The organism is Variovorax sp. dw_954 (assembly GCF_018449755.1).
Classification (GTDB): Bacteria; Pseudomonadota; Gammaproteobacteria; order Burkholderiales; family Burkholderiaceae_C; genus Variovorax.
Genome location: NZ_JAAVVD010000009.1, coordinates 242,954 through 257,519, shown reverse-complemented (window position 1 = coordinate 257,519; position 14,566 = coordinate 242,954). Strand labels below are relative to the sequence as shown.

Genomic DNA, 14,566 nt, shown 5'->3' with positions numbered 1-14,566 from the left:
CTCAGGTGGATGAGATCTGGACGTTGAGACCCATCTGCAGGGACTCGTTGAGCGAGAGGTTCTGCAGCGTGTAGCCGGTCTGGCCCGGCCACGCGACCGGTGCGACCGAGTAGTCGACGAACTCGTCGAGCGTGGGCATGTTGGCGAGGTCGTTCTCGGAATAGGCCTCGAGGATGTCGGGCAACTTCGCCGCCGCGGCACCCACCGCGCCACCGATCGCCATGCCGAGGATCTTTCGCCAGTTGCGGCGGAAGAAGCCTTCGAACTTGGACTTGTAGGACTCGTTGTCGGCGTTCTCCACTTCCTCGGAAGCGTCGGAGTCCGCTTCGGCGTTTTCCTCATCGAGGTTGGTGATGTCGTCGTCCGCCGGCAGGTCGCCGCTGAAGTTCAGCGCGTCGCCGGAGTCCTCGACCGCCTCGGCCGCGCTCGCCCCACCTTCCTCGATGGCTTCGCCAGCGCCCTCGGCAACGGGGCCGAGGGCGCCGCCGATGGCCGCACCCACCACGGCAAAGGCAATGCCCTCGACGATGCCCACGATGAGGTTGGTCCACTTGGACGCCGAGGACTGCGTGACCGTCACGGCCAGGCTCGGCTTGCCGACCGTGCACGCCTGGAAGTGCCTGGCCGCGTCCATGTAGAGCTCCGACTCCCCGGTGTAGTCCATGTGCACGGTGTAGTCGCCGCCGTTCCACGGGAAGTTGAGGTCGGTGAAGTTGATCGAGATGGTCGTGACGTTGGCGATCAGCGTGAACTTGCCGACGTCGAGGTTCGCGCCGGTGATGTTCACCGTGTCGCCGGACTTGCTCGCGCTCGTGAAGTCGTGGAAGGTCACCTTGTTGACGTTGGTGATCGTGGAGCCGTCGGCAGTGACGTTGAAGTCGGCGTTGCTGGCGTTGAGGAACAGCTTCTCGATGCCGGGCAGCATGATCTTGTTGAGGAAGCGCTCCTGCGAGATGAGGAAGCCCGCGTTGCATCCGGTCGGGATGATGTTGGGCGAGATGTCGTGGCCGAGGTTGGTGCCGGTCCGGCCCTCGGTCATCGCCAGCACGCCGAAGACGTAGTCATCCGGCTTGGCGCCGACGGGGTTGTTGATGCCGTAGCCGACCGTCGTCGGGTTGAGCCACTGGAACTGGTCCTTGTCGGCGACGGCGCCGAGGTCGATGGCCGCGAAGGTGTGGTTGAAGCTGCCGAGGTTGGCCAGCAGCCAAGCCTCCAGCACATCCTGGACGGCATCCTTGGCATCGGCCGCCTCGGGGTTGAGGGTGAGGCTGATGATGGAGACGATCGGCTGCGTCACCGGGTCGGTCGTCGTGAGGTTGGGCTTGAGCGCATTGGTCGTGCCGCCGGTGGCGTTGCTGGTCGGCACGCTCGCGCCGGGCTGGGGCAGGTACTGCAGCGAGATCTGGATGACCGCCGAGCCGTTGAAGGGCAGGGCGACCGGTGGCGTCTGCTGCGCCGTGGCGGTTCCCGAGATGGGCAGCGTGAGTTCGGCGAGCGAGCCGCTGCCGCCGCTCAGTTGCCAGTCGCCGAAGGTGCCGGTGACGGCGATGGCCGGGCCGCTGAACCCTCCGCCGGCCTTGGTGCCAGCAAAGGAGGGTGGCGAGCTCTTCTGCGCCTTGATCGCCTTGTTGGCGTTCGCGAAGTTCAGCGCGAAGGCAGTGTCCCAGTTGTTCGTCGACGCGCGCCCCGCCGCGGGCGGCGTGGGGTTCGCGGCGCATTGGGTGGATGTGGTGGTGGTGGTCATCTGTTACCTCTCTGGCAGGACGTTGAGTAAAGGCTCCGCAAACGAGCGGTTGGTCACACCAGGCGATCGCATCGAGACCGCACCGGCGTTGTGAGTCAGGCGACGTTCGCCTGCAGCAGGAAGCAGTCGTTGAGCGAGCCGGCGGCGATGGTGATCTGGCCCAGTCCTTGCCAGGTCACCGAGGTGGCAGGCGCATCGGACAGGCTGCCGGCCAGGGCCGAGCCGGCCAGGCTGCCCGCCAGCCCGGACTCCACCGCCGCCAGCACGATGGCCGTGATGGCGGCTCCGATGGCGCCCAGGGTCAGCAAGTAGTCGTACCAGGGCACGCGGTCCTTCGTGCTGGTCGTCGGGTTCGGGTCCTTGAGGAATCCGAAGGCCTTGCTCGCCGGGTCGTAGGTCAGCACGTTGACGGTCGTGGCGGAGAAGTCCAGGTACGCGTTGGGCATGTCGAGATAGACACTGCCGCTGGTGACGTTCTTCAGCGCGTTGGCGTCGATGGTCACCACCATCGAAGTGACGTTTGGCGTGTACCAGATCGCGCCGGACTTGACCTTGTCGAGGTCGAAGGGATGGACCACGGTGATCTGGCCATTGGCGTACGCGAAGGTGCTGGCATTCGCGTCGGTGAACGCCTTGGTCAGCGACGGCAGGATCACGTACTGCAGGAAGAGGTCGCCGGAGATGACGAAGGAGAGCGGGTACTGCGTCGAGGCAATCCCGGCATCGATGTTGGAACTGAGCGTGGAGATGTCGCGGTCGTCCACGACGCTGAGGATCGCCAGGTACTGGGCGTTGCCGCCGCCGGGCTGTTGGAAGCTGTAGGTCGACTGCCTGGGTGCGAGCCAGGTGGCGGTCGATAAATCAACGACGCCGGTCTGCGCGAAGATGAAGGTGATCTTGTCCTTGTTGTCGAGCAGCGCGTTGGCAATGCCGCTGCCCACCTCGGCGCCGAAGCCGGTGTTTCTGGGATCGGTCACAGACTTGACGTAGATGCCGCCCGGCTGCCGCGTCGCCCCGGGCGCCGTCACCGATGACAGCGCGAACTGCAGGCTCTTGCCCTGCGGCGTGACGACGGCGGGCACCCATTCGAGGTTGACGATCACCGTGACCGACATGCCGCTGATGTCGGTCGGCGCGGCGCTGGAGCCCTGCGCCTGCAGCGAGCCGGATGTGATGGGCAGCGTCAGGTAGATGTCGGAGCCCGATCCCCCTGTGATCGACCACGGTCCGAAGTTGCCGGTGGCGGTGTAGGAGCCAGAGAAACCATCGAGCCACGAGGTGGCGAAGGTCATCACAAGGGCGCCCAGGCGGGTCTTGAGCTGGGTGTTGACCTGCTCGATGTTCAGGACCGAGATGGTGTCCCATCCGTTTGTGTTCATGGCACGCAACTCCTTCGTGTTCGGGAAACGCTGGACGAACGGATCCCCGGGCGTCTCGCTCGAGATGCCCTGGATCAACCAGGCTGGGGGGCTGAGGCTTGCGGCGCTAGACGAGGTCGTCCGCGGCCGGTCGCTGGGTGGTGGCCGGCCGGAACCGCGTGCGTGAGGTGGATGTCATGACATTGCTCCAGGTGGCATGGGGGGCTGTGTGCCCGAGGTCATGAATCTATGAGGATTCGATTTGCGAGAACAGTGTCCAATCGCAACGAAAGCGTGTGCGCTATGTCACTGTGAACTGGTGCCTGCTTGGCGTAGCTTCGGCGGACCTATATGTTCCGTTCGAGTCGGAGGCCGGGCGTGGCCTCCCATCGGCCGGCCTTGTCGACCCACAGCGCATCGACCTGCCACCGATGCGCCAGCACACGCGCCTGCGCAGGTCCGGCGACGAAGAACACCTTGGTCAACGCATCGGCCATCGCGCCCGTGTCCGCAACAACGGTCACGGACGACAGCGCCGATGGCGAATAGCCTGTGTGCGGGTCGAAGATGTGGTGGTGCCGATGGTCGGCGCTGAAGCTGCTGAGGTTGTCGGCGGAGGTGGCGATGCAGCGGCCATCCGTCATGAGCCTTGCGATCAGCGCGGACTGCTCGTGCGGATCGGCGATGCCGAGCGTCCAGGGCCTGGCGTTGCTGTTGGCGCCAAGCGGTGCGAACTCGCCGGCATCGACCAGTGCATGCCGGATCCCGTGCGATGCGAGCACCGCTCGCACATGGTCGGCCGCATAGCCCTGCGCGATGCCGTTCAGCGTGGCCGCCATGCCCGGTGTATCGAAGCGGATACGACGGGGGGCGACGTCGAGCGCACGCCAGTCGACCTTGGCGCGAGCCTCGTTCACCTCGCGTGCGGTCGGCAAGCGTCCTGCGCGTCGGGCTGATTCGAAGGCGAGCCACAGCGGTTGCACCGTGACGTCGAAGGCGCCGTCGCTGTCGCGCGAGACGGCATGCGCGATATCGAGGATGTCGACCAGTTCATCGGGTGGCGCATGCAGCGTGCCGTCGCGATTGAGCCGCGACAGCGCACTGTCGGGCTGGAACAGGCTCATCTGGCTTTCGATGCGACGCAGCGCCTGCATGCCGGCATCGAGCGCACGCTCGAGCACGACCGCATCCTCGTGCGCGGCGCGCAAGGAAAGCGTGGTGCCGAAGCCGAGCATCGCCCGTTGCTCCCAGCGCAGCGACTTCACCGCCGGCGACAGGCCGGAGAGCCCCGCGAGCGCACCCAGCCCCAGGGTCGCGCGAAGCCACTGCCGCCGCTTCACGCCTCGCTCCCGGCCAGCGTAGGCAGCGGACGGATCGCGATGACACGGGCGCGCCCCCTGGCGATGAGCGGTGCGCAGCGCTGGGGACTGTCGTGGATGGCCACGCAGTCCAGGCACTGGAAGCATTCCTCGTAGACGATGGCGCCGCTCGGCCGGATGGCCTGGTACTCGCAGCGGTGCCGGCAGGTCTGGCAGGGCGTGCCGCATTCCTTGCGGCGCGGAATCCAGCGCAGCAGGCGCACGCGGCCGAGCAGGCCGAGCCCGGCGCCCAGCGGGCACAGGTAGCGACAGAAGCCCTTGTAGAGAAAGACATTGAGCAACAGCAGCCCGGCGGCCCATGCGACGAAAGGCCACGAGCGCACGAAGCCCAGGGTGATCGCGGTCTTGAAGGGCTCGACTTCCACCGCGCTGTCGGTCCATGTCGGCGACACCACGGCCAGCCCGACGATCGCCGAGAGCACCGCGTACTTGACCCACTTCAGCTTCGCATCCAGGTCGCGGTGCAGCTTGATTCGGCGGATGCCCGCGAAGCGCGCCACCTGCGCCACCAGCTCCTGCATCGCGCCGAAGGGGCAGAGCCAGCCGCAGAAGGTACCGCGCCCCCACACCACCAGCGTCAGCGCGACGAAGGCCCACAGCGCGACCGTCATCGGGTCGTAGAGAAAGAAGGCCAGTTCGCGCCGGGCCACCAGCGCCTGGACCAGCGCTGTGATGTTGACGATCGAAAGTTGCCCCTGCGCGAACCAGCCGATGAAGACCAGCGTGAATACGAGGTAGCCCGTGCGAAAGCGCGCGAGCCGCGTCGGCGTCGCGACGATCCATTTCGGCCGGGCCAGCACCACGCCCAGCAAGACCAGCGCGGCGGCGAGCACGGCCAGTTCCCAGGCCCGCGCGCGCCAGATGCCCTGCCATCCCTTGTTGTCCGACTCCGGCAGCGTCACCTGGTCGGCGGGCAGCGTGTAGGGCACGGCAAAGCTGCGGCTGATGCGCTCGGGGTAGACCATGCCCTTGTCGCGCGTCACGCGCAGCGCGAAGTTCAAGGTGTGCGCCGGGTCGAGGCCGGCCGGCCCGATCACGCGGAACACCTTGGCATCCGCGCCGCGCAGGTCGGCCGGCAGTTTCAGCGGATCGTCCAGGTCGAGGTCGCGCAACTCCAGGGGCAGGTCGCCCTGCTTGAGCGTGAGCCGGTCGGGCACCGCGCCACGCACGAACTTGTCGCCGACGAAGGAATACGGGCCGGAGGCGATCACGAGCAGGGCATGGTCGCCGTCGTCGATGCGCCCGAGCAGGTGCTGCCAGCCCGGCTCGGAGAGCAGGTTGCGGCCCACGGACGGCGCGTTGAGGTACGCGACGTACAGCGTCGAGAAGATCTCGTTCTCCCGTCCCGCCACCGGCACTTCCACGCCGCTGTCCTCGAAGGCCTTCTCCACCATGCCATGGGTGATCGCCAGGTGCTGGACCAGGCCGGCCTTGCGCAGCGCATTCCAGTCCATGGGCGCATAGGTGTCGCGCCGCACGCGCGCGACCTGGTCCGGGTCCTGTCCGCCAGCGAAGCCGAGCCTGGCGCGCGCCACCCGCAGGGCAGACGACAGAAGGCTCTGGTTCAGGATGCGCACCGAGGCGGTCGCCTTGGCCACGCCGTCGATGTACACGTTGGCGCTGCCGCGCTCCTCGCCACGGTTGGCATTCGAGCCGATCTTGATGTTCTGCTGCAGCGACAGCCCCTTGTACTGGTCGGCAAAGCGGAACAGCGGCGCCTCGCCCAGGCCCTCGAGGAACACCGGCTCATGGTGCGAGAGCACGCGCACGTCGAGGAAGGCGCCCTTGGGATCGAGCGCCACCAGCAGGTTGAGCGGCGTGCCGGAGAAGCCGGGTATGGGCGCGAAGTCGATCGATTCGAAGACGTAGCCGGCCAGGATCGGCGTGGTCACGTCCTGCCTGAAGATGGGCCACACCGGCAGTTGCGTGTCTTTCTCGCCCACGGAGAGCGGTGCCGGAAATGCCTTGCGCATGTCGTCGCGCGTCATCACGCCGGCCTGCGCAGGGCCCGCGGCGCCAAGCAGCAAGCCGAGCACCAGCGCGAGCAGCCAGGCCGTCCACGGCCAGCGCAGGCTCGCCATGCCTACTGCAGCCAGCCGCGTTGCAGCGCCTGGCTCAGGAAGACCACCACGTCGTCATGCAAGGGCGCCTGCGCGAACACGATCTCCAGCTCGGCGACGATCTCGTCCACTGTGCGCCTGCCGTCGCAGCGCTGCAGGATCTCCGCGGCCGGAGCGTTGAGTTGCACCGGGCCTTCGGCAAAGAGCAGCACCCAGCTGTCCTGCGTGGGCTCGAACTGCATGTGGAGCCGGGGCGACATGCAGGGGCGCGCATCGGGCGTGATCATGGTCTTTGCTGCGGCGTCTCGGCGGCACGTTGTAGCCCCGGGCGGAATTGCCGGGGGCGCGTCGATTGCGCAAATCGCATGCCCGTGCGGCCCGGCGCAGCCCCTGCAGAAAGATCAGTGATTGCCCTGGTGCCGGCACGCCCACGGGCGCCCGCGGGACAGGGCAGTGCTCCAGGCTGGCACACCGCCGTGCAATGGCGGTACAGCGTGCACTGCGCCTTACTTGCCCCAGCGAAGCTTGCGATAGATGGTGTTGCGGCTGATGCCCAGCCGCTTGGATGCTTCCGAGATGTTGCCGTTGGCATCCGCGAGCGTCTTGCGGATGAGTTCGACTTCTGCTTCGCCCAGGGTGCGCGGGACGGCGGCCTCCGCCACGGCTTGCACCGGCGCCATTCCTGTACCGGCCGCAATACCGTGGGCATCGGCAGCCGCGGGGCCATGCTGTAGATGAGGCAAATGAGGCTGATGAGGCGCCTGCGCCCCGTCGGCGCCAGCTGGCGGCACGGGCACGGCCGCAGGAGCCACAAGAGGGCGCGCATGCCGCGCGCTCTGCACATCCTCCAGGAAATCATCGGACAGGTGGTGCTCCGCGATCTGGCCTTCGCCGGCAGCCATGACGGAGGCCGTGCGCAGCACGTTCGCAAGCTGGCGCACGTTGCCGGGCCAGGCGTAGCCCTTGAACAGCGCCATCACCTGCGGGCTGATGCCCGGCGTGGCGTGCGGGCACTCGGCCAGCAGGATGCGCCGCGCCACCACGTCGAGGTCGCAGCGGTCACGCAGCGCGGGCAAGCGCACCACGAGGCCGTTCAGGCGGTAGTACAGGTCTTCGCGGAAAGTGCCGGCATCGATCATTTCGCGCAGCTTGCGGTGCGTCGCGCCGATGACCGCGATGTCCACCGGAATGGACTTGAGGCTGCCCAGCGGCGTCACGTTGCGCTCCTGCAGCACGCGCAGCAGGCGGGCCTGCAGGGGCAGTGGCATGTCGCCGATCTCGTCGAGGAACAGGGTGCCGCCGTTGGCCTGCACGATGCGCCCGACCGCGCCCTTGCGGCGCGCGCCGGTGAAGGCGCCGTCCTCGTAGCCGAACAGTTCGGCCTCGATCAGCGACTCCGGGATGGATGCGCAGTTGACTGCCACGAAAGGCTGCTTGGCACGGTTCGAATCCTGGTGCACGGCGCGGGCCAGCAGTTCCTTGCCCGTACCGGTCTCGCCGAGGATCAGCAGCGGGATGTCGCGGTTCATCACGCGTTGCACCTTCTGCACCAGCGTCGCGATCTGCGGGTCGCCGGTGTTCAGGTAGTGCAGGCCGGAGAACAGCGTGCCGTCGGCGGAATGCGCCGTGTCCCCGGCCAGCGTGCCGTAGCGCTTGCCGGCCTCGGCCCCGGCATCGCGGCGATGGGCCTGCACGTCGATGACCGGACTCGTGATCTGCGGCTCCATGACCATGGAACGCTGCGGCCCGTTGAACCGGGCGTTGACATGGAACGGCCGCCCGCTGGACAGGCACAGCGTCATCGGCGCGGGCAAGGGCGAGCGGAAGTGGTCGAACACGGCCGGGGCGGTGGTGCCGAACAGGCTGGTCAGGCTGTGCATGCGCAGCGCCGCGCTGCTCATGTCGAGCTGGTCCAGCGCGCTGCGGTTGGCGCCGAGGATCTTGCCGTCGCCGCCGACCACGATGATCCCTTCGAGCAGCGTCCCGATGAACTCCACGCGGCTGTGGAAGTGAAGCCGCAGCCGGTTGCCGTAGTCGTCCGACAGCCACTGGTTCTCGATCATGCGGGCCGACATGCGCACCAGGCCCATGGTGTGCTGGTGGTAGGAGCGCTGGTCGCCGGTGACGTCGAGCACGCCGAGCATGTTGCCGCGCGGGTCGAAGATGGGCGCCGCCGAACAGGTGAGAAAGTTGTTGGCGTGGATGAAGTGCTCGCCGCCGTGGACCACGGTGGGCGCCTCTTCGAACAGCGTCGTGCCGATGGCGTTGGTGCCCTTGGAGTGCTCGGCCCAGTTCACGCCCGGCATCAGGGCGACCTTGTCGGCGCGCTGCAGGAACTTGTCGTCGCCGACGGAGTGGAGGATCGTGCCCGTCACATCGGCCAGCACGATCATGCTTTCGGTGTCGACGATCTGCTCGAACAGCATCTCCATCACCGGCGCAGCATGCGTGAACAGGCGCTGGTTGCGTTCCCGCGCCACGGCGAGATCGCTGCGCATGAGCGGCTCGAAGTCCGGCCGTTCGATGCGCGTGAGGCCCAGCGCGGCGCAGCGCTGATGCCACTGCTCGATGAGCTCGGTGCGGGCCGGCTGCTGGGGGATGGGCAGCGCGGCCGGCGTCGACCAGGTCTTGCGCGCCGGGGGCAGCGCGCGGGGGGATTCAACCATTGATTCGTCTCCTCTGCTTCTAGGCGAGCAGGTCGTCCGGTTCGCAATACATCGCGTGGCCGGCCATGTGTTCCGTTCTGGCACACAGGGAGTCCGCCCTCCCTGTCACTTGCCGGCTGGCCGTCACACAGGATGCCACACGCAGGGCAATCAACGCAATTTGTGTTCCCGCCTGCAACACCCTTGGCGTGGCATGGCGTTTGCGCATCCGTTCATGTTTTCACTTCACTTGAACGGAGACCCAGATGACGAGATTCGATTCGAAGGCAGGGCGGGCGCGCGACGCTGTCGAGCATGCGGATGGCCGATGGGGCAACGCGCTGCGCAAGGCGGGCGTGCTGCTCGTGGCGGCGGGCTGCCTGGCCGGCGCCACGCTGGCCTGGTCGCATGGCGACGTGACCCCGCAGGCCGTGGACACGACCGGCCTGCCCGAGCTGGGCAAGGACTGGAAGCCGGAGAACCCGTATCGCGGCAATGCGCCGGCCATCAAGATCGGCACCTCCGCCTACAACCAGAACTGCGCGCGCTGCCACGGCATCGAGGCGATCTCGGGCGGCATCGCGCCCGACCTGCGCAAGATCGACAACGACTGCGCCGCCTTGAAGGACGCCGCGAAGAAGGCCGCGTGCATCAAGGAGATGGACGACTATTTCCTCACCACCGTGCGCCACGGCCGCACGCGCAACGGCGCGGTCTACATGCCGCCCTTCGAGGGAGTGATGAACCAGGAGGCGATCTGGTCGATCAAGGCCTACCTGGAGACGCGGCGCGACAAGCCGATGTGACCTTCGCAGAAGGAGACATGACATGAATCGAAACGAAGGACCGTCGCGCCGCGACTGCCTGCGCTGGCTCGGCGCGGCCGGCCTTGCCGCCGCCTCGGGCGTCTCGGGCGTCGCGTACGCAGCGTCGCTGGAGAAGATCCGCGAACGCGGCACGCTCACCGTGGCGATCTACAAGGACATGCCGCCGTTCCACGTGGCAGGGCAGGGCATCGACGTGCAGATCGCGCAGGCGCTTGGGCAGTCGCTGGGCGTGAAGGGCTCGTTGCTGCCCTTCAATGCCGACGAGAACATGAACGACGACCTGCGCAACATGGTCTGGAAGGGCCACTACCTCGGCTACGGCCCGGCCGACGTGCTGCTGCATGTGCCGGTGGACCGTCCGCTGATCGAAGCGACGCCGCAGGTCAGCATCCTCGCGCCGTACTACCGGGAGCGCATCGTGCTGGCGCGCCGGCTCGATCGATTGCCCCGGCTCGACACGCTCTCCGCGCTGGGCGATGCGCGGGTCGCAGTGCCGGGGCAGTCGCTGGCCGGCTGGCTCATGATCGGCGCCGACAACGGCGCCTACCGCAACCAGCTCGACACGCAATGGAAGGATGGCGTCGAGGCCGCGACGGCCCTGCAGCGCGGCGACTTCGCGGCGGCGGCGGGCATGGCGTCGGAGATCGAGTCGGTGCTGCGCGGCGATGCACGCTTTGCGATCGGGCCCATCCCCGTGCCGCGCGCACCGCGCGATGGCTGGGCGGTGGGGCTGGCCGTCAGGAAGGACGCGACCGATCTCGCCCAGGCACTGCAAACGGCGATGAACGAGTTGGGCACGAGCGGGCAACTGCGCAAGATGTTCGAGGGCGCGAACGTGGCGTGGCAGGCTGCGTGACGCGAAGGACGCGGCCCTGCTTATCGTGAGGCGCCTGGCGCGCGCAAGCCGCGTGACTCCGGATGGACAGCCTGTTGCCGACTGTGCTCAATGTGGGCTTCAACACAGGAGAACACATGCCTTTCGCACAGGTCAACGGCCAGAACCTTTACTTCGAGGACAGCGGCGGTGACGGCCCCGCCATCGTCTTCTCCCACGGCTTGCTGATGGACGGCACCATGTTCGAGCCGCAGGTGGCTGCGTTGAAGTCGCGCTACCGCTGCATCGTGTGGGACGAGCGGGGCCACGGCCGCACTGCCACCGACGAGTGCGCGCCTTTCACTTACTACGATTCGGCCAACGACCTCGCCGCCTTGCTCGCCCACCTGGGCATCCGCCGCGCCGTGCTCGCGGGCATGTCGCAGGGCGGCTACCTGTCGCTGCGTTGTGCGCTGACCCATCCGGCCCTCGTGAGCGCGCTGGTGCTGATCGATACGCAGGCCATGCAGGAAGACCCGGCACAGATGCCACATCACCAGGCGCTGCTGGAAGACTGGCAGCGCAACGGGCTCACCGATGTCAATGCCGGCGTGATCGAGCACATCATCCTCGGCGACGGATGGTCGGGCGCAGCGCCATGGCGTGCCAAGTGGAAGCAGCTATTGCCGGTGAACCTGCTGCAATGCTTCACCACGCTGGCCACGCGCGACGACATCAGCGAACGCATGGCGGAGATCAAGGTGCCCACGCTGGTCGTCCATGGAGAGGCCGACCAGGCGATCGAACTGTCGCGAGCCATGGCCATGGCGAAGGCGTTGCCGAATGCGGAGGTCGTCACCGTGCCCGGCGCCGGTCATGCCGCCAACCTGACGCATCCCGACGTGGTCAATCCGGCGATCGAGAAATTCCTCGCGTCGCTGTCCTCGGACTGAGAGGGTTCATGCCGGCCCTTCCGTCGGGCAGACAGAAGGACCGAAGTGACAGTGCGGACAGTGCGCTACGGCCGCCCCCGCGCCTCCAGCACCTGCCACTCCGCGTCCTCATACAAGCGGGAGCGCGTCAGAAATCGCAGCCCGGTCGGGCGCTCCAGCGAGAACATCCCGCCGTTGCCCGGCACAGCGTCGATGATGAGGTGGGTGTGCTCCCAGTACTCGAACTGCGAGCGGCTCATGTAGAAGGGCGTCTGCGCGATCTCGCCGAGGCAGATGTCGGCATCGCCCGTGATGAATTCGCCCAGCGCGAAGCACATCGGCGCGCTGCCGTCGCAGCAGCCGCCCGACTGGTGGAACATCAACGGGCCATGCTCCGCGCGCAGACGCTCGATGAGCGCCTGCGCGGCCGGCGTCACGGACACGCGGCTGACGGCGGCCGCCGCCGCCTCCGTCAGTTGCGCATCGGACGACATGGTGGGCTCGATCAAGGGCTCGATCAGAAGAAACCCAGCTTGTTCGGGCTGTAGCTCACCAGCAGGTTCTTGGTCTGCTGGTAGTGGTCGAGCATCATCTTGTGGTTCTCACGGCCGATGCCGGACGCCTTGTAGCCGCCGAACGCCGCATGCGCCGGGTACTGGTGGTAGCAGTTGGTCCACACACGGCCGGCCTGGATGCCGCGGCCCATGCGGAAGGCGCGTGCGCCATCGCGGCTCCACACGCCGGCGCCCAGGCCGTAGAGCGTGTCGTTGGCGATCTCCAGCGCTTCCTCTTCCGTCTTGAAGGTCGTCACGGACAGCACCGGCCCGAAGATCTCCTCCTGGAAGATGCGCATCTTGTTGTGGCCCTTGAACACAGTCGGCTTGATGTAGTAGCCCGATGCCAACTCGCCGGTCTTCACGTTGCGCTCGCCGCCGGTCAGGCATTGCGCGCCTTCCTGCTTGCCCAGGTCGATGTAGGAAAGGATCTTCTCCATCTGCTCCTGCGAGGCCTGCGCGCCGAGCATGGTGCCGCTGTCGAGCGGATGGCCTTGCGTGATGGCTTCGACGCGCTTGATCGCACGTTCCATGAAGCGGTCGTAGATCGATTCCTGGATCAGCGCGCGGCTCGGGCAGGTACAGACCTCACCCTGGTTCAGCGCGAACATCGCGAAGCCTTCCAGCGCCTTGTCGAAGAAGGCGTCGTCGGCCGACAACACGTCCTCGAAGAAGATGTTGGGCGACTTGCCGCCGAGTTCCAGCGTCACAGGGATGATGTTCTGGCTGGCGTATTGCATGATCAGCCGGCCCGTCGTCGTCTCGCCCGTGAAGGCGATCTTGGCAATGCGCGGGCTCGATGCCAGCGGCTTGCCGCATTCCAGGCCGAAGCCGTTGACGACGTTCAGCACGCCCGGGGGCAGCAGGTCGCCGATGATCTCCATCAGGACCAGGATCGAGGCGGGCGTTTGTTCCGCCGGCTTCAGTACCACGCAGTTGCCCGCAGCCAGGGCCGGCGCCAGCTTCCACACCGCCATGAGGATCGGGAAGTTCCACGGAATGATCTGGCCCACGACGCCCAGCGGCTCATGGAAGTGGTACGCATAGGTCTCGTGGTCGATTTCGCTGATGCCGCCTTCCTGCGCGCGGATGCACGAGGCGAAGTAGCGGAAGTGGTCGGTGGCCAGCGGGATGTCGGCAGCCATGGTCTCGCGCAGCGGCTTGCCGTTGTCCAGCGTCTCGGCCACGGCCAGCGTCTGCAGGTTCTGCTCCATGCGGTCAGCAATCTTGAGCAGGATGTTGGCCCGCTCGGTGGGCGAGGTGCGGCCCCATGCGGCCTTGGCCTTGTGCGCGGCGTCGAGCGCGGCCTCGATGTCCTTCGCGTTGGAGCGCGGGATGCTCGTGAAGGCCTGGCCCGTGACCGGCGTCAGGTTGTCGAAGTAGTGCCCGTCGATCGGCGCCACCCACTGGCCGCCGATGTAGTTGCCATACTGCTTCTTGAAGGGGTTCGCAATGCCCAGGTTGCGCATTTCAGCCATGTCCATGAATTCATCTCCGTTGAAGTTGAGGAAGGAACGCATGAACAACTCCGCAATGCGCGGGCCAGCATGCCGCCACCGCGTGCCAGCGCATGCAAGTGCCTGTCAGGCAATGGATTTGCCGTTTTCGGCGGGCGCGTCGCTGTGACAGCGCTAAGCTTCGCGCTGTGCCGGGGCGGAGCAATTGCTGCAGATTGAACCAACCGGCATTCGCCTACGCCCGTCTTTGTCGCAGCCCCACATCCGTGGCCGCGCGCAGGCGGCGAAATTGCAGTTTCGGGTTGCGCTGGGCAGCCCTCCATAAAGCGGGACTCAAGACATGGAATACGACGACACCAAGACCCCGGGCCAATTGGCCGACGATGCAAGGCAGACCGGCAGCGACGCCGCCGATGCGGCGCAGGCCTTCGCGACCAACACTGCCGCTGTGGCGAGTCACGCCGCCCATTCGATCCGCTCGGTGGCGCAGGATGCCAGGGCCGCGGGCAGCAAGGCCCTGGACGATGCGGCGGATGTCGCCGACGAAGCGAAGACGGTTGCCACCGATGCCGCGCGCACCGGCCGGGCCTATGCCCGCGCCGCGGTCAATTCGACCGGCCGGAAGATGGTCGACTGGAAGGAGCGCGTGGCCAACGCCAACGAGTCGTGCGCGCGCTTCGTGGCCGACGAACCGGTGAAGGCGCTGTGGATCACCGCCATAGCGAGTTCGTTGCTGACCGCGCTTGCCATGACGGCGCTGCGTGGCAGCCGGCGCTACGACGACTACGGCTGTTAG

General features: G+C 67.0%; 12 protein-coding genes. 4 read left to right on the top strand and 8 right to left on the bottom strand.

All coding sequences use genetic code 11. The annotated features are described in order from the left end of the window. Position 1: 1 nt before the first annotated feature. The 6 genes from HB681_RS16715 to HB681_RS16690 form a co-directional block, all read right to left on the bottom strand. Positions 2 to 1,744, bottom strand: a complete 1,743-nt coding sequence (locus tag HB681_RS16715; protein WP_213955966.1) for a TULIP family P47-like protein — start codon at positions 1,742 to 1,744, stop codon at positions 2 to 4. A 95-nt stretch (positions 1,745 to 1,839) separates the two neighbouring features. Then, positions 1,840 to 3,123 carry a TULIP family P47-like protein gene (locus HB681_RS16710; RefSeq protein WP_213955965.1) on the bottom strand — a complete coding sequence of 428 codons (1,284 nt, stop codon included), beginning with the start codon at positions 3,121 to 3,123 and terminating at the stop codon, positions 1,840 to 1,842. Between the two features lie 326 nt (positions 3,124 to 3,449). Next, on the bottom strand, positions 3,450 to 4,442 hold the full coding sequence (locus tag HB681_RS16705; RefSeq protein ID WP_213955964.1) for an FAD:protein FMN transferase: 993 nt from the start codon (positions 4,440 to 4,442) through the stop codon (positions 3,450 to 3,452). Then, positions 4,439 to 6,562 carry a 4Fe-4S binding protein gene (locus HB681_RS16700; protein ID WP_213955963.1) on the bottom strand — a complete coding sequence of 708 codons (2,124 nt, stop codon included), beginning with the start codon at positions 6,560 to 6,562 and terminating at the stop codon, positions 4,439 to 4,441. The genes HB681_RS16705 and HB681_RS16700 overlap by 4 nt, the downstream gene beginning before the upstream one ends. A gap of 2 nt (positions 6,563 to 6,564) precedes the next feature. Next, positions 6,565 to 6,828, bottom strand: a complete 264-nt coding sequence (pqqD, locus tag HB681_RS16695; protein WP_213955962.1) for a pyrroloquinoline quinone biosynthesis peptide chaperone PqqD — start codon at positions 6,826 to 6,828, stop codon at positions 6,565 to 6,567. Between the two features lie 219 nt (positions 6,829 to 7,047). Continuing rightward, entirely contained in the window at positions 7,048 to 9,207 is a 2,160-nt protein-coding gene (locus tag HB681_RS16690; protein ID WP_213955961.1) for a sigma-54-dependent Fis family transcriptional regulator, read from the bottom strand. A 245-nt stretch (positions 9,208 to 9,452) separates the two neighbouring features. Here HB681_RS16690 and pedF point away from each other — a divergent pair, with 245 nt between their 5' ends. From pedF to HB681_RS16675, 3 genes are all read left to right on the top strand, one after another. Further along, complete coding sequence (gene pedF, locus HB681_RS16685; protein ID WP_213955960.1) at positions 9,453 to 9,992, top strand: cytochrome c-550 PedF; 540 nt, start codon at positions 9,453 to 9,455, stop codon at positions 9,990 to 9,992. Between the two features lie 22 nt (positions 9,993 to 10,014). After that, complete coding sequence (locus tag HB681_RS16680) at positions 10,015 to 10,869, top strand: transporter substrate-binding domain-containing protein (protein ID WP_213955959.1); 855 nt, start codon at positions 10,015 to 10,017, stop codon at positions 10,867 to 10,869. A gap of 116 nt (positions 10,870 to 10,985) precedes the next feature. Beyond that, positions 10,986 to 11,780, top strand: coding sequence for an alpha/beta hydrolase (locus tag HB681_RS16675; protein ID WP_213955958.1), 795 nt, complete (start codon positions 10,986 to 10,988; stop codon positions 11,778 to 11,780). Positions 11,781 to 11,845: 65 nt separating this feature from the next. Here HB681_RS16675 and HB681_RS16670 read toward each other — a convergent pair whose 3' ends face one another. Together HB681_RS16670 and adh are read right to left on the bottom strand one after the other, a co-directional pair. Then, positions 11,846 to 12,253, bottom strand: a complete 408-nt coding sequence (locus tag HB681_RS16670) for a DUF779 domain-containing protein (RefSeq protein ID WP_213955992.1) — start codon at positions 12,251 to 12,253, stop codon at positions 11,846 to 11,848. 23 nt (positions 12,254 to 12,276) lie between these two features. Beyond that, a complete protein-coding gene (gene adh, locus HB681_RS16665; RefSeq protein ID WP_213955991.1) occupies positions 12,277 to 13,797 on the bottom strand; it encodes an aldehyde dehydrogenase in 1,521 nt (506 codons plus the stop codon). A gap of 313 nt (positions 13,798 to 14,110) precedes the next feature. On the opposite strand from adh, the gene HB681_RS16660 reads away from it, so the two are divergent. Further along, positions 14,111 to 14,566: a hypothetical protein gene (locus tag HB681_RS16660; protein ID WP_213955957.1), complete on the top strand. Its 456-nt coding sequence runs from the start codon at positions 14,111 to 14,113 to the stop codon at positions 14,564 to 14,566.